This is a genomic window from Bradyrhizobium sp. USDA 3315 (assembly GCF_054056795.1).
In genome coordinates this window covers 2,652,468-2,666,889 of record NZ_JBSRYP010000001.1, presented here as the reverse complement: position 1 = coordinate 2,666,889, position 14,422 = coordinate 2,652,468, and the positions used below count along the sequence as shown (strand labels likewise).

Below are 14,422 nucleotides of genomic sequence, written 5' to 3'. Positions count from 1 at the left end.
CGCTTCTGTTCCACACCTTTGGGAGCACTGCTGCATGTCCGAAGCCGACACGTCAAAGCCCTCGCGCATCGCCCTGCTTGGCGTTCCCATCGAGATCGGTGCATCGCAGGCCGGCCCGCTGATGGGACCGGATGCGCTGCGCACCGCGGGCATCGCACGCCTGCTCGAGCAGCTCGACTTCCAGGTCGATGATCACGGCAACCTTGCGATCCCCGCCGTCGTCGCCGACGGCCCGGTGCCGGCCAACACCAGGTTCTACGATGAAGTGAAGACCTGGACCCGCGCGCTCTCCGAACGCGCCTATTGGCTGGCGCATTCCGGCGCGATCCCGATCTTCATGGGCGGCGATCATTCATTGTCGATGGGGTCGATCAACGGCGTCGCGCGCTACTGGCAGGAAAAGGGCCGGCCGCTGTTTGCGTTGTGGGTCGACGCGCATGCTGACTACAACACGCCGGCCACCACCATCACCGGCAACATGCACGGCATGTCGGCCGCGTTCCTGTGCGGCGAGCCCGGTCTCGACGATCTGCTCGGCGGACTGCCGCGCGCCTCGATCCCGCCTGATCAGCTCGACCTGATCGGCACGCGCTCGGTCGATCCGCTGGAGCGCAAGCTGCTGCGGCAGCGTAATGTGTCGATCGCGGACATGCGCCAGATCGACGAGTTCGGCGTCGCCGTGCTCACGCGCCGCGTCATCGAACGCGTCAGGGCGAAGAACGGCGTGCTGCATGTCTCGTTCGATGTCGACTTCCTCGATCCGACGGTGGCGCCCGGCGTCGGCACCACGGTGCCCGGCGGCGCGACCTATCGGGAAGCCCATCTCATCATGGAGCTGCTGCACGATTCCGGGCTGGTGCGCTCGCTCGACATCGTTGAGCTCAATCCCTTCCTCGACCAGCGCGGCCGCACCGCGCGTGTCGCGGTCGAATTGATCGGCAGCCTGTTCGGCCTGCAGATCACCGACCGGCAGACGCCGAGCAACGCGGTGCTGCCGGAGATGGGGGAGTAGTGGAGCGTGCTCTACTCTAACCCGTCATCCTGAGAGCCTGACTGAAAAATGGGTGAGTGATCTCAGTGGGGTGTGATTCCATCGGATTTGCAAAGATTCGAGGGAGAGCACGATGCCCTGGACCAAGATCACTCGGGAGCAATATCGGCGGGACGATCTGCGTTATGCAAGCGATATGACCGATGCGGAGTGGGCGGTGATCAGACGCCTGTTGCCGCGAGCGAACCGGCGCGGCCGGCCGCGTAAGACGGAGCTGCGTCGTGTGATCGAAGCGATCCTCTATATCGTTTCGACCGGCTGCCAGTGGCGGGCGTTGCCGCAGGAGTTCCCGCCCTATTCGACGGTGCAGGGCTATTTTTATAGATGGCGGGATACAGGCCGGTGGCAGAGGATTGTCAGCGTGCTTGTCCGACGGGCGCGAAAAAAGCTTGGACGGACACCGAAGCCGACGGCAGCCGTGATCGACAGTCAAAGTGCGCCGACCACGCAAGCTGGCGGACCGCGCGGCTACGATGCAGGCAAGCGCATCTACGGCCGCAAGCGGCATATCGTGACGGATACCAATGGCCTCCTCCTCGGGGTTCATGTTCATCCGGCCAACGTTCAGGACTGCCATGGCGCCGTACCGCTGCTGAAGAACGTGCGGATGAACTTCCCCCGGCTGCGCCACGTCTTTGCCGACCGGATCTACCGCGGAAATCAACTCCTCGACGCGCTCTCAGACTGCGGTCCATGGACTGTCGAGATCGTCGAGCGGCCTCAAGGCGTCAAAGGCTTCCAGCTTCTGCCGAGGCGGTGGGTGGTTGAACGCACATTCGCTTGGTTCGGCAGATGCCGCCGCCTCGCCAAGGACTTCGAGGCGACGGTGGCAACCGAAGCTGCCTGGCTGCTGATTGCACACATCAGGCTCCTGACCCGCAGACTCGCGGCTGCAGCTAAGGTTGGGTGATTTATGAGTCAGACTCTGAGGAGCGCGAAGCGCGTCTCGAAGGATGGACGGCCGCAGGCGGGCCGTCGACCCTTCGAGACGTGCGCGCTGCGCGCTCCTCAGGGTGACGGAATTAGCAGGCGCGCGCGCTCGCCAGGCATCAAAACAAAAAGGCGGCCACGCGGGCCGCCTTTTCAAATCGCGTATCGCTTGCGCGGCTTACTCCGCCGCCAGCTTCACTTCCGGTGCGGCGGCGCGGACTTCGGCGTCGACCTGCGCTTCGAACTTGGCGAAGTTCTTCTGGAACATGCCGACCAGCGCACGCGCGGTCTTGTCGAACTCGACCTTGTCGGCCCAGGTCTTGATCGGATCGAGGATGTGCGGCTCGACGCCCGGCAGCGAGGTCGGCACCGCGAAGCCGAAATACTTGTCGGTGCGGAAGTCGGCGTTGCGGAGCGAGCCGTTCAGCGCCGCGGTGAGCAGCGCGCGGGTCACCTTGATCGGCATGCGGCGGCCGGTGCCGTACTTGCCGCCGGTCCAGCCGGTGTTAACCAGCCAGCAATCGACATTGTGCTTGGCGATCAGCTCGCGCAGCATGTTGCCGTAGACCGACGGATCGCGCGGCAGGAACGGCGAACCGAAGCAGGTGGAGAATTCCGGCTGCGGCTCGTTGCCGAGGCCGCGCTCGGTGCCGGCGACCTTCGCGGTGTAGCCGGACAGGAAGTGATACATCGCCTGCGCGGGCGTCAGCTTGGCGATCGGCGGCATCACGCCGAAGGCGTCGGCGGCGAGCATCACAACGTTCTTCGGATGCGGCGCGCAGCCGGTGCGCGAAGCGTTCGGGATGAAATCGAGCGGATAGGCCGAGCGGGTGTTCTCGGTCTTCGAGCCGTCGTCGAAATCGGGCACGCGATCATTGGCGCCGAGCACGACGTTTTCCAGCACCGCGCCGAAGCGCTTGCTGGCGGCGTAGATTTCCGGCTCGGCTTCGCCGGACAGCTTGATGCACTTGGCGTAGCAGCCGCCTTCGAAATTGAAGACGCCGTCCTCGCTCCAGCCATGCTCGTCATCGCCGATCAGCGTGCGCTTGGGATCGGCCGAGAGCGTGGTCTTGCCGGTGCCGGACAGGCCGAAGAAGATCGCGGTGTCGCCGTCGGCGCCGACATTGGCCGAGCAGTGCATCGGCATCACGCCCTTCTCGGGCAGGTAATAGTTCAGCGTGGTGAACACGCTCTTCTTCATCTCGCCGGCATATTGCGAGCCGCCGATCAGGACGATCTTGCGGGCGAAATCGATCGCGACGACGTTCTCCGACTTGCAGCCGTGACGCTTCGGATCGGCGCGGAAGCTCGGCAGGTCGATGATCGTCAGTTCGGGCACGAAGCTCGCGAGCTCCGACGCCTCGGGACGAATGAGCAGCGTGCGGATGAACAGCGAGTGCCAGGCAAGCTCGGTGAAGACGCGGGTCTTGATGCGATGCTTCGGATCGGCGCCGCCATAGAGATCTTGCGCGAACAGCGTCATGCCTTCGGCATGCTTGAGGAAGTCGGCATGGAGCGTGGCGAACTGCTCCGAGGTGATCGACTGGTTGCCGGCCCACCACATGTTCTTGTCGGTGAGATCGTCGCGGACCGTGAACTTGTCCTTCGGACTGCGCCCGGTGAACACACCGGTGTCCGCGCAAAGCGCGCCATCGGCCGACAGCACCGCTTCGCCGCTACGCAGCGAATGCTCGTAAAGCTGAGGTGCGCCATAATTCCAATGCACGCCCTTGAGATTTTTTAAGCCGAATTTGTCGGCGCCGAAGGCACCGTTATGTACGCCCGTCTCTTGCACGAAGAACCTCCTCGAACCCGCGTATCCTTGTTCGCGCGAATGTCGCAATCGCGCCCCGCCGCGGTGACCGTGATCAGAATATAGCCTCTCGGCTTCGGTCCGGCGACCTAATAGTGGGGATCGCCAAGCTTGCCAAGCCAATCGAACGGCTTTTGGCTGATTCCAAGGCAGGCCCATCATCTGGCGCAAATACCGCAGCGCGAAACCCTTTCGTCTTGCTTTCGTTTTCTCGTTGTTCTGCCGGCAGTCGGGCGACGTTTCGTCGCCTTTCCCGCCGCGCACGGAGCTTTGCGATGCACAAAAAGTGCCAGCCGGCGGGCGGCGCGTTCGCCGATCGAGGCGAACGGCGCGGAGAATGCCGGGTATGCATTTCGCGCTGAGGGTGTGTCGTTGAGATGAGCCGCCGCGCGTTGATGCGGCGCTGCAGAGCCGAGCATGACCACCATCGTGTTGCACGCGGCACCACCTGATCGGCATTGAGCTGCAAGTGAGAAGCTGCTGATGAGCAGTTTCGCTTGCGCTCAACACGCCTTCGTCGAAGCCCGATTGGTTCAACGCTCAACTGCGGTGAACGTTCCGCAACGGCGGCGAGGCGATCGCTGCCCCTGGCGATCGATGATAACGCAATCAGCGCGTCATCGGTCGACATCGCGATCCGGATGATTTTCCGATGCAGCAGCGCCAGATATTCTTGCACGCGGATCGAGCCAACAAGGCGATGACGAGACACGCCGGCGCGAAATGATCGCGCTGTCAAACCTTACGCAAGCAGGAAGCGACGCGCGGCTGAAGGACACTTCGCCTCGGCGATCGCGCAATCGCGCCGCCGCAGCCATGCGACACCATGCCTCGCCACGGCCGCAGCGCCGCCGTGCGGACAGGTCTTTCTCCTATCCTTGCTATCCGTTGGCGCGCGCCTCGCCGGCGAGCCGCACCAGCATCTTGCGCAGCTCGGTGCCGGTGGTGACGCGCTCAGGGAAATCCAGCCGCAGCGTGTCGCGGCCGGCCTGCATGTCCATGCCATCCGGATCACAGCCGGTGCAGAGCCATTCGGCACTTTCCGCACCGAGCAGCCGCGTCGCGTAAAGATTCATGGCCTCGCGGTGATCCTCGTTCATATGCGCCACCGCGCCGGGCTCGGCTTCCAGTAGCGCTTCGGCACCCCCGAGATCGGTCAGGAATTGCGCGGGTTTGAGGTCCACGATGCGGCCGAACCCGGCGACCAGATGGGCACCGCTTGGCTTGATCCGGAAAAACGAAAAATCCTTAAACTCCACAAAGGCTTCCGCTGACGGGTGGGCGCCGAGATAGCGCCGGCGGACGAGCTCCCGCCCGGCCTCCACAACCTCCTCCGCCTGACCGGCCAGCATGATCCGGGCGCCCTCCAGCGGATCGCCCTCGGCGCGCTCGTCCAGCATCAGCGACACCCGGCTGTCGGCCAGGATGTTCTTGGTATGCAGCGCCAGTCGGGAAATCAGCAGGATCGGCGAGCCGTCGGGATGGCTGGCCAGATTGACCAGCGAGCAATAGGGATCGCCGGTGCCGGCCATCAACGTGGCGAGGGCGCCCTGGCGACTGCGGCGGAGCAGCGAGCGGGCAAGGTGGGCAGGATCGAAGTCGGCGGTCGGTTGCATGGGCCTATCGGGTCATTTTATGGGCGAATCGGGTGGGTTCCCTATGAAAAAAGGGCCTTTTCTCATGGTCTAAGGGTGCTATATGGGGACCCATCGCGTGGGTCGCAGAAGCGGATTTTTGCGGAACTCGGTCACACTTCAGCCCAGCTTGCATTGCTCGTTGACCGCGTTCGAAGCCCAATTCTACGGCGCGTCGCCAGAGTGCCCGCCGTCTAAGCCACTCTCATTGTGAAAGCAGCACATGCCCACAATCGCCCTGGTCGACGACGACCGCAACATTCTCACTTCGGTTTCGATCGCGCTCGAAGCCGAAGGCTATCGCATCATGACCTACACGGACGGTGCGTCGGCGCTGGATGGGTTTCGCACGTCGCCGCCCGATCTCGCGATCCTCGATATCAAGATGCCGCGCATGGACGGCATGGAAACGCTGCGCCGGCTGCGCCAGAAGTCCGACCTGCCGGTGATCTTCCTCACCTCGAAGGATGAGGAGATCGACGAATTGTTCGGCCTGAAAATGGGCGCCGACGATTTCATCCGCAAGCCGTTCTCGCAGCGCCTGCTGGTCGAACGGGTCAAGGCCGTACTCCGCCGCGGTCAGCCGAAGGATCCGACCGCCGCGCCGAAGGAGCCGGACGCCCGCGCGCTGGACCGCGGCCTGCTGCGGATGGATCCGGAGCGTCACACCTGCACCTGGAAGAACGAGCCGGTGACCCTCACCGTGACCGAATTCCTGATCCTGCAGGCGCTCGCCACCCGCCCCGGCGTCGTGAAGAGCCGCAATGCGCTGATGGACGCGGCCTATGACGACCAGGTCTATGTCGACGACCGCACCATCGACAGCCACATCAAGCGGCTGCGCAAGAAATTCAAGGTGGTCGACGACGACTTCGAGATGATCGAGACGCTGTACGGCGTCGGCTATCGCTTCAAGGAAGCCTGATCTGCGCTTCCCGGGCGGCTTGTTAACTGACAGGCTCCGCACGGCTGGGGTAAGCTCGGGCGAACGATTGCTTCGCGGGACGACATCCATACCAACCGGCAGCTTTGCCAGTGCTTGATCGAACGCAGCTCGAGCAAGGCCTGAATACCGAGGACGCGTCACAGCTCCTCGATCAGGACGCCGTTGCCGAAGACGTCGCGCAGGACAAGGGCTGGCGCCGTCCGCTCGGCTGGCTGCGCCGCGCCGGTCAGTTCTTCTTCGCGCTGTCGTTCTCGAGCCTGACGCGCCGCATCGTCTCGCTCAACCTTGCCGGCCTCGTCGCGCTGGTCGCCAGCATCCTCTATCTCTCGCAATTCCGTGCCGGCCTGATCGAGGCCCGCACCCAGAGCCTCCTTGTCTATGCCGAGATCATCTCGGAGGCGATCGCGGCCTCGGCCACCGTCGAAGGCAATACCGTCACGATCGATCCCGATCGCCTGCTCGACCTCAAGCCCGGCGAAAGTTATGGCCAGCCGGATGAATCGGCGGATTTCCCGATCAATCCCGAGCGGGTCGCGCCGGTCCTGCGCCGCCTGATCGCGCCGACCAAGACGCGGGCCCGCATCTTCGACCGCGACGGCGGCCTGATCCTCGACAGCCGCAATCTGTTCGCACGCGGCGACGTGCTGCGCATGGAGCTGCCGCCGCCGTCGGAGAAGCCGTCGCTCTATGAGAAGACCAAGGCGACAATCAAGACCTGGCTCAACCGCGGAGACCTGCCGATCTATCGCGAGCTCGGTCCCGAAGGCGGCAAGGGTTATTCCGAAGTCGCGCAATCGCTCGAGGGCATGAAGGGCAGCGCCGTGCGCGTCACCGAGCGCGGCGCGATCATCGTGTCGGTCGCCGTCCCGGTGCAGCATTTCCGCGCCGTGCGCGGCGCGTTGATGCTGACCACCCAGGGCGACGACATCGACCAGCTGGTGATGTCCGAGCGCCTCGCCATCCTCAAGATCGGCGGCGTCGCCTCTGCCGTCATGATCATGCTGTCGCTGCTGCTGGCGAGCACGATCGCGGGCCCGGTGCGACGGCTCGCCGACGGCGCCGAGCGCGTCCGCCACCGCATCCAGACCCGCGTCGAGATTCCCGACTTCACCGGGCGCCGCGACGAGATCGGCCACCTCTCCGGCGCGCTGCGCGACATGACCAACGCGCTGTACAGCCGCATCGAGGCGATCGAGATGTTCGCCGCCGACGTCGCCCATGAGCTGAAGAACCCGCTGACCTCGCTGCGCTCCGCGGTCGAGACGCTGCCTTTGGCGCGCAACGACAACAGCCGCGCGCGGCTGCTCGCCGTGATCGAGCATGACGTCAGGCGGCTCGACCGCCTGATCTCCGACATCTCCGATGCCAGCCGGCTCGATGCCGAATTGCAGCGCCAGGACATGGCGCCGGTCGATCTGCGGCGGCTGCTGACGACGCTGACCGGCGTCGCCAACGAGACCAGGCTCGGCCACGACGTCGCCGTCGAAGCCCGCTTCGAGGGCCGCGGTCCGACCGATACGCTCTCTGTGCCCGGCCATGATTCACGGCTCGGCCAGGTGATCTCGAACCTGCTGTCGAACGCGCAATCATTCTCCAAGCCGGGCGACAAGGTGCGCATCGTCTGCCGCCGCAGCCGCGGTGAGGTCGAGATCGTGGTCGACGATGACGGGCCCGGCATCGGCGAAGACGCGCTGGAGCGGATCTTCGAGCGCTTCTACACCGACCGGCCGCACCAGGGGTTTGGCCAGAACTCCGGCCTTGGGCTTTCGATCTCCAAGCAGATCATCGAAGCACATGGCGGACGCATCTGGGCCGAGAACCGCATTGGCGCTGCGGACGCAGACGGCAAACCCACCATCGCCGGCGCACGCTTCGTGGTCAGGCTGCCGACACTATGAGCGACAATTCAAGCGTGCACGCATCCGCCGTTCTGGTCGGCGAGCGTGCGGTGCTGATCCGCGGCCCATCGGGCGCCGGCAAGTCGCGTCTCGCCTTCGACCTGATTCTCGCCGGGCGCACCGGAGCGCTTCCGCCGGCCATTTTGGTGGGGGATGACCGTGTCCATCTCGACACAGCCGGCGAACAATTGTGGGTTCGTCCGGTCCAGCAATTGGCTGGCCTGATCGAGATCCGAGGCCTCGGAATCCGCCATTGTCCGTTCGCAAGTGAAGCCGTGGTCGGCTTGATCGTCGACCTCGCCGCTAACGACGCCGAGCGGCTGCCGCCACCGGATGCGCTCATGGTTCGCCTTAATGGTGTTTTGTTACCGCGAATTCCCGTCGGCACTGGCTTCCAACCCCTGCCGCTGGTTGTCGCTGCGCTGACGACAACCTGAAAGTTCATGTTCCCGTAACCTTGCGGCCAATTGTGGGAAGGGAATTGGTAACCATATCACATCCACTATCGCGTCGGATTTTGCCGGCGCAGCCTCCCCTCTACCGCCAGGAACCGGGAGACTAGCCAAGATGCCCTCTTGCGCAGGGCCTCTGGATGGTCAAAGTGGCGCGTTCGTGCGGTGCACCAAAGGGCGCCCGCGAGGAGTTTCCGATGATTGGTCTAGTGCTGGTGACCCATGGGCGCCTTGCCGACGAGTTCAGAGCGGCGCTCGAACACGTCATGGGTCCGCAGAAACAAATTGAAGCGATTACGATCGGGGCCGAGGACGATTCCGATCTCTGTCGAAGCGACATCATCGAGGCGGTGAACCGCGTCGATAGCGGCGACGGCGTTGCGATCCTCACCGACATGTTTGGCGGCACACCGTCCAACCTTGCGATCTCCTGCATGAGCCGCCCGAAGGTGGAAGTGCTCGCAGGCATCAACCTTCCCATGCTGGTCAAGCTTGCCAAGGTTCGCGAGGAGCGTTCGCTGCCCGACGCGATCGCGATGGCCCAGGAAGCCGGCCGCAAATACGTCACCATCGCCAGCCGCGTTCTCGCAGGCAAATGAGCGACGAGGCCCCGGGCGGAAATCAGGTCGGCCCGGGCGTGCCAGCGGGCGCCATTTCCCGTGAACTCCTGATCGTCAACAAGCGCGGCCTGCATGCGCGGGCATCGGCCAAGTTCGTCCAGCTGGTCGAGCGCTTCAACGCCGAGATCTGGGTCACCCGCGGCACCGAGACCGTCGGCGGCACCTCGATCATGGGCTTGATGATGCTCGCCGCCGGGCCCGGCACCACGGTCGTGGTCTCGGCAAAGGGCGACGAAGCGCAGCAGGCGCTCGACGCCATCGCCGAACTCGTCGCCAGCAAGTTCAACGAGGAAGGCACGTAAGGCAGTCACCTCTCACCTCGCCCCGCTTGCGGGGAGAGGTCGGATCGCATCGAACGATGCGATCCGGGTGAGGGGGTACAGGTCTATCGATAGATCGCCATCGCGGCGAGAGCCCCTCACCCCAACCCTCTCCCCGCAAGCGCGGGGCGAGGGAGCGACAGCTACTTCGCCGGCGGCACCAGATAGACCTTCCAGACCGTCGACGGACCGGGATGGCCGTTGAAGAAGCGCATGGTGGTCATCACCAGCGGCTCGGCATCCTTGGCGTGCTCCGCCATCCACGCCTCGCAGGGCTTCAGGAACACCGGATCGGTAGTGTCGCAGACGCCGATGAAGCCGAGACGCTTGGCTTCGTCGAGCGACGTCAGCCCCGACGACCAGGCTTCGCCCGGCACCAGCGAGGCCGGATGATCCGGACTGTAGAACGTCATCGGCTCGCCGATATCGGAGCGCGCGACGACCACGGCCCAGCGCGAATGGAATCTGTCCTGCCAGGTCTGGGTGAGTTCGCGCGCGAGCTCGGAGCGCGCAGCGTAGGTCGAGCCGCCGATATGGTTGGACGCGATCTCCTGCGTCGCGATGCTGGGGGCGGCGATCAGCGTGGCGACCGTGGCCACGAACCAGATCGCGGTGATCGAGAACAGCGCCATGCGCGGGAAGCGAAGCGAGGGGATCGCGACCAGCGCCAGCGGCACCAGGAAGAACAGCGGGATGCCCCAATCGGTCTTGATATAGACGGTGAACGCCAGCGCGCCGAGCGGCGGTCCGATCGCGACGATCAGCTGGATGATCCAGACGTTGAGCGCCTGCGGAAGATTGACGGCCGGATTGGGTCCGCGCGACCAGATCCGCGCCAGCACGTCCGACGGCCGCCACGGCACCGAGCCCAGCAGCAGCGCCACGAGGCCCAGCACGACGGGAATCGCGAGCAAGCCGACATTGTGCACGACATAGCCGATCACGAGCTGGACGTTGAGTGCGCGGCTCGACAGCGCATAGACGTCACCTGCATAGGTGAACGGCACGAAGTCCACCTCCTCCAGCCACACCAGATGCGGGATCATCGCCACAGCCATCGTGCCGATCGCAACCCATGGTGCCGGCGAGCGCAGGAATTGCGTCCGTTGCGGATGGATCAGCGCGGCCAGCCCGACGGCGCCGATCATCGTCACCACCCAGTACTTGGTCATCAGCGCCAGCATGCCGGCAAAGCCGAGCCAGAGACCCGATTTGAAGCTGCGCTTCTCGAACGCGTTCAGATAGGCCAGCACCAGCAGCGGCAGCGGCACCAGCTGCGCGAGATCGGCGTTGTATTTGAAGCCCTTGAAATTGAAGATCGGGTAGAGCGCGAGCATCACCACCATGAAGAACGCGCGACGGCGATCGACGACGCGCAGCGCGATCAGCCAGCACACCACCAGCGCGAAGCTGACCGTCGTCATCGCAAGCGCATAGGTCGACCAGTTGGTGACGGGAAAAATCCTGAACCAGACCCCGGCGATCCAGCCCGACAGCGGCGGGTGCTTGCCATAGCCAAGCAGGAAGCGCTGGCCCCAGGCATAGGCTTCCGCAACATCCATATGGATGTCCTGTGCGGCCTTGAGCTTGACCAGGATCAGCGTCCACAGCACCGCATGAACCAGCGCGAAGCCGATCACGAACCACAGGCTGGTCCTCGGATCGGTGGCGCGCGAGGCGATCCAGGCGGCGATCCGCCGGATCGTCAGCTTGCGGTTGGTGCGCCGGGCGGCGGGGAGCGTGGAGGCGGTCGACATGGCCTGTGCCTGAGGCATGCCCCGGAAAAGTGGAAAGCGGTTTCCCGGAAGGATCATGCCCGAATGGAAGCGGAAGCGCGATGAGTGCTCATCCGCATTTCAGCGCGCTTTAGCGCGTTTTTGTGGCCAGTGAAATCAGCTTGGCGTGAGAACGCCTCCAGCCAGCGGATTCACTTTCGGGGAAATCCGGCCGGTGCTCGAAATGCATGGTATCGTAGTGACGCCGCTTGCCGCCCCGGATGAATCCGTGGCGCTCGAAGATGCCGACGATCTCCCGCCGCATCCAGTTGTTGCAGGGCATGGTCTTGCCCTTGCCGGCCCACGGCCAGTCATCCAAAACTTTCAGGTTGAGGTCGATGGCGGCGGCGTAGCCGTGCATGCTCATCCGCCCGTGTCGGCAACGCGAAAGACGATTTTCGGGCCGCCGGACCTGGCAGGAACATGCCCGGAAATCGGTCACGGCAACCCTGCCGGAAACGCCGCCGTGATTCGCCGTCACACCGCTGCAAAATACCGCAATTTGGTTGCCCGCGCGGGGGTGCGGATGCTATCCCGCGCCCATGACAACTGCCCCGATTTCGAACATCCGCAACTTCTCCATCGTCGCCCATATCGACCATGGCAAATCGACCCTTGCTGACCGCCTGATCCAGATGACCGGCGGCCTGTCGGATCGTGAAATGGCGGGCAAGGAGCAGGTGCTCGATTCGATGGATATCGAGCGCGAGCGCGGCATCACCATCAAGGCGCAGACCGTCCGGCTGAACTACCGCGCCAAGGACGGCAAGGATTACATCTTCAACCTGATGGACACGCCCGGCCATGTCGACTTCGCCTACGAGGTCTCGCGGTCGCTGGCGGCCTGCGAGGGTTCCCTGCTCGTGGTCGACGCCAGCCAGGGCGTCGAGGCGCAGACGCTCGCCAATGTCTATCAGGCGCTCGACAACAATCACGAGATCGTGCCGGTCCTGAACAAGGTCGACCTGCCGGCAGCCGAGCCCGAGAAGGTCAAGCAGCAGATCGAGGACGTGATCGGTATCGATGCGTCCGACGCGGTGATGATCTCGGCCAAGACCGGCGTCGGCGTGCCTGACGTGCTGGAAGCGATCGTCACCCGCCTGCCGCCGCCGAAGGGCGACCGCGACGCGACCCTGAAGGCGTTGCTGGTCGACAGCTGGTACGACGTCTATCTCGGCGTGGTCGTCTTGATCCGCGTCGTCGACGGCGTGATGAAGAAGGGGAGCCGCATCCGCATGATGGGCACCGGCGCGGCCTACGATATCGAACGCGTCGGCTTCTTCACGCCGAAGATGGAGCAGGTCGAGGAGCTCGGCCCCGGCGAGATCGGCTTCATCACCGCGGCGATCAAGGAAGTTGCCGACACCCGCGTCGGCGACACCATCACCGATGACAAGAAGCCGATCAGCGAGATGCTGCCGGGCTTCAAGCCGGCGATTCCGGTCGTGTTCTGCGGCCTGTTCCCGGTCGATGCCAACGACTTCGAAACGCTCCGCGCGGCGATGGGCAAGCTGCGGCTCAACGACGCAAGCTTCTCCTACGAGATGGAAACCTCCGCCGCGCTCGGCTTCGGCTTCCGCTGCGGTTTCCTCGGCCTGCTGCATCTGGAAATCATCCAGGAGCGGCTGTCGCGCGAATTCGACCTCAATCTGATCGCGACCGCGCCGAGCGTGATCTACAAGATGAAGCTGACCGACGGCACCGAGCTCGAGATCCACAACCCGGTCGACATGCCCGACGTGGTCAAGATCGCCGAGATCGAGGAGCCGTGGATCGAGGCGACGATCCTCACGCCCGACGAATATCTCGGCAGCGTCTTGAAGCTGTGCCAGGACCGCCGCGGCTCGCAGAAGGAGCTCACTTATGTCGGCTCCCGCGCGATGGTGAAATACGACCTGCCGCTCAACGAAGTGGTGTTCGACTTCTACGATCGCCTGAAGTCGGTCTCCAAGGGCTACGCCTCGTTCGACTATCATCTGACCGACTACAAGCCGGCCGATCTGGTCAAGATGCAGATCCTGGTCAACGCCGAGCCGGTCGACGCGCTGTCGATGCTGGTGCATCGCACCCGCGCCGAGGGCCGCGGCCGCGCCATGGTCGAGAAGATGAAGGAGCTGATTCCACCGCACATGTTCCAGATCCCGATCCAGGCGGCGATCGGCGGCAAGGTGATCGCGCGCGAAACCGTCCGCGCGCTGCGCAAGGACGTCACCGCGAAATGCTACGGCGGCGACATCACGCGCAAGCGCAAGCTTCTGGAGAAGCAGAAGGAAGGCAAGAAGAAGATGCGGCAGTTCGGCAAGGTCGACATACCGCAGGAAGCCTTCATCGCCGCACTCAAGGTGGACAGCTGAGGCGGCGCCGCCGGCGCGTCTGTTGCGCAATCTTGTCCCAGCAACAAAACGCACCATGATTTGAATCGCCACTGCATCGCGCTCCGACTAGACTGCGATCATGTTGCGCATCCTTTCCTTCTCGATCGTCATCCTCGCACTGCTGCAGCCGGACCTGAGCTCGGCCGCCTCCTCGAAGAAGCGGCACGGCAGCACGCGCTGGCATGGCTATGGCTTCCTGCCCGGCTACCGGCAGCCGCCGAACCAAACCATTCCGGTGCTCGGCCCGCGCGGCGCCGCCCGCGGCTACCCGGACTATTCGCCGCAATATTGGTATGGCGGGGATTGGTACTATTTCGGCCGTCCCGGATTTTACCGCGGCCGCTACAATGGCGGCAGTTTTGGCCCGTGCTGGACCTGGACGCCGATCGGACGCGCCTGGCAGTGCGGCTAGAGCGTTTTCGAGCGAAGTGGCTCCCGGTTCGCGTGAAGAAAACGCGTCTAAGCAAGAATCTAGAGCCCCGTTCCGATTCTATCGGAACGGAAAAGGCTCTAGCCGCACCTCGCTGCGACATCTTGCGCATGCAACGCACAATCCGCTGATCCCGGAATGAGAGGCATGTTGCCCGTCATGTTGCCCCTGGACCTCA

General features: G+C 64.1%; 14 protein-coding genes. 9 read left to right on the top strand and 5 right to left on the bottom strand.

What is annotated here, in order from left to right; all coding sequences use genetic code 11:
* The first annotated feature begins 34 nt into the window (after nucleotides 1–34).
* A complete protein-coding gene (gene rocF / locus ACVIYL_RS12205) occupies nucleotides 35–1,012 on the top strand; it encodes an arginase (protein WP_456778653.1) in 978 nt (325 codons plus the stop codon).
* Between the two features lie 112 nt (nucleotides 1,013–1,124).
* The gene (locus ACVIYL_RS12200; RefSeq protein ID WP_076824982.1) at nucleotides 1,125–1,961 is read left to right on the top strand and encodes an IS5 family transposase; all 837 of its coding nucleotides are present in this window, start codon (nucleotides 1,125–1,127) and stop codon (nucleotides 1,959–1,961) included.
* Nucleotides 1,962–2,159: 198 nt separating this feature from the next.
* Here ACVIYL_RS12200 and ACVIYL_RS12195 read toward each other — a convergent pair whose 3' ends face one another.
* From ACVIYL_RS12195 to ACVIYL_RS12185, 3 genes are all read right to left on the bottom strand, one after another.
* Nucleotides 2,160–3,776 (bottom strand): phosphoenolpyruvate carboxykinase, encoded by a 1,617-nt coding sequence (locus ACVIYL_RS12195; RefSeq protein WP_310882368.1) that lies wholly within the window; start codon nucleotides 3,774–3,776, stop codon nucleotides 2,160–2,162.
* 73 nt (nucleotides 3,777–3,849) lie between these two features.
* Nucleotides 3,850–4,473: a hypothetical protein gene (locus ACVIYL_RS12190; protein WP_456778652.1), complete on the bottom strand. Its 624-nt coding sequence runs from the start codon at nucleotides 4,471–4,473 to the stop codon at nucleotides 3,850–3,852.
* A 202-nt stretch (nucleotides 4,474–4,675) separates the two neighbouring features.
* Nucleotides 4,676–5,410, bottom strand: coding sequence for a HugZ family pyridoxamine 5'-phosphate oxidase (locus ACVIYL_RS12185; protein WP_456778651.1), 735 nt, complete (start codon nucleotides 5,408–5,410; stop codon nucleotides 4,676–4,678).
* 241 nt (nucleotides 5,411–5,651) lie between these two features.
* On the opposite strand from ACVIYL_RS12185, the gene ACVIYL_RS12180 reads away from it, so the two are divergent.
* The 5 genes from ACVIYL_RS12180 to ACVIYL_RS12160 all read left to right on the top strand — a co-directional run bounded on the left by ACVIYL_RS12180 (nucleotide 5,652) and on the right by ACVIYL_RS12160 (nucleotide 9,646).
* The gene (locus tag ACVIYL_RS12180; RefSeq protein ID WP_016843287.1) at nucleotides 5,652–6,353 is read left to right on the top strand and encodes a response regulator transcription factor; all 702 of its coding nucleotides are present in this window, start codon (nucleotides 5,652–5,654) and stop codon (nucleotides 6,351–6,353) included.
* A 110-nt stretch (nucleotides 6,354–6,463) separates the two neighbouring features.
* Nucleotides 6,464–8,272: a stimulus-sensing domain-containing protein gene (locus tag ACVIYL_RS12175; protein ID WP_456778650.1), complete on the top strand. Its 1,809-nt coding sequence runs from the start codon at nucleotides 6,464–6,466 to the stop codon at nucleotides 8,270–8,272.
* On the top strand, nucleotides 8,269–8,709 hold the full coding sequence (locus ACVIYL_RS12170; protein ID WP_456778649.1) for an HPr kinase/phosphorylase: 441 nt from the start codon (nucleotides 8,269–8,271) through the stop codon (nucleotides 8,707–8,709). The genes ACVIYL_RS12175 and ACVIYL_RS12170 overlap by 4 nt, the downstream gene beginning before the upstream one ends.
* A gap of 212 nt (nucleotides 8,710–8,921) precedes the next feature.
* Entirely contained in the window at nucleotides 8,922–9,323 is a 402-nt protein-coding gene (locus ACVIYL_RS12165; protein ID WP_021076632.1) for a PTS sugar transporter subunit IIA, read from the top strand.
* Nucleotides 9,320–9,646 (top strand): HPr family phosphocarrier protein, encoded by a 327-nt coding sequence (locus tag ACVIYL_RS12160; protein ID WP_028335869.1) that lies wholly within the window; start codon nucleotides 9,320–9,322, stop codon nucleotides 9,644–9,646. Before ACVIYL_RS12165 ends, ACVIYL_RS12160 begins: the two co-directional genes overlap by 4 nt.
* 161 nt (nucleotides 9,647–9,807) lie before the next feature.
* Here the strand turns inward: ACVIYL_RS12160 and ACVIYL_RS12155 are convergent, their stop codons facing one another.
* Both ACVIYL_RS12155 and ACVIYL_RS12150 read right to left on the bottom strand, forming a co-directional pair.
* Nucleotides 9,808–11,421 (bottom strand): glycosyltransferase family 39 protein, encoded by a 1,614-nt coding sequence (locus ACVIYL_RS12155; protein WP_456778648.1) that lies wholly within the window; start codon nucleotides 11,419–11,421, stop codon nucleotides 9,808–9,810.
* Between the two features lie 109 nt (nucleotides 11,422–11,530).
* Nucleotides 11,531–11,800 carry a M15 family metallopeptidase gene (locus ACVIYL_RS12150; RefSeq protein WP_456778647.1) on the bottom strand — a complete coding sequence of 90 codons (270 nt, stop codon included), beginning with the start codon at nucleotides 11,798–11,800 and terminating at the stop codon, nucleotides 11,531–11,533.
* Between the two features lie 181 nt (nucleotides 11,801–11,981).
* Between ACVIYL_RS12150 and lepA the strand changes: the two genes are divergently transcribed.
* Together lepA and ACVIYL_RS12140 are read left to right on the top strand one after the other, a co-directional pair.
* Entirely contained in the window at nucleotides 11,982–13,793 is a 1,812-nt protein-coding gene (lepA, locus tag ACVIYL_RS12145) for a translation elongation factor 4 (RefSeq protein ID WP_057019506.1), read from the top strand.
* A gap of 100 nt (nucleotides 13,794–13,893) precedes the next feature.
* A complete protein-coding gene (locus ACVIYL_RS12140; protein ID WP_456778646.1) occupies nucleotides 13,894–14,226 on the top strand; it encodes a hypothetical protein in 333 nt (110 codons plus the stop codon).
* Nucleotides 14,227–14,422 lie beyond the last annotated feature (196 nt).

What these genes read in the sequence shown, in the direction of transcription:
- ACVIYL_RS12155 (WP_456778648.1), bottom strand. Translation starts at nt 11,421, where the DNA reads ATGTCGACCGCCTCCACGCTCCCCGCCGCCCGGCGCACCAACCGCAAG.
- ACVIYL_RS12165 (WP_021076632.1), top strand. Translation starts at nt 8,922, where the DNA reads ATGATTGGTCTAGTGCTGGTGACCCATGGGCGCCTTGCCGACGAGTTC.
- ACVIYL_RS12160 (WP_028335869.1), top strand. Translation starts at nt 9,320, where the DNA reads ATGAGCGACGAGGCCCCGGGCGGAAATCAGGTCGGCCCGGGCGTGCCA.
- ACVIYL_RS12200 (WP_076824982.1), top strand. Translation starts at nt 1,125, where the DNA reads ATGCCCTGGACCAAGATCACTCGGGAGCAATATCGGCGGGACGATCTG.
- ACVIYL_RS12140 (WP_456778646.1), top strand. Translation starts at nt 13,894, where the DNA reads ATGTTGCGCATCCTTTCCTTCTCGATCGTCATCCTCGCACTGCTGCAG.
- ACVIYL_RS12170 (WP_456778649.1), top strand. Translation starts at nt 8,269, where the DNA reads ATGAGCGACAATTCAAGCGTGCACGCATCCGCCGTTCTGGTCGGCGAG.
- ACVIYL_RS12185 (WP_456778651.1), bottom strand. Translation starts at nt 5,410, where the DNA reads ATGCAACCGACCGCCGACTTCGATCCTGCCCACCTTGCCCGCTCGCTG.
- lepA (WP_057019506.1), top strand. Translation starts at nt 11,982, where the DNA reads ATGACAACTGCCCCGATTTCGAACATCCGCAACTTCTCCATCGTCGCC.
- ACVIYL_RS12180 (WP_016843287.1), top strand. Translation starts at nt 5,652, where the DNA reads ATGCCCACAATCGCCCTGGTCGACGACGACCGCAACATTCTCACTTCG.
- ACVIYL_RS12150 (WP_456778647.1), bottom strand. Translation starts at nt 11,800, where the DNA reads ATGCACGGCTACGCCGCCGCCATCGACCTCAACCTGAAAGTTTTGGAT.
- rocF (WP_456778653.1), top strand. Translation starts at nt 35, where the DNA reads ATGTCCGAAGCCGACACGTCAAAGCCCTCGCGCATCGCCCTGCTTGGC.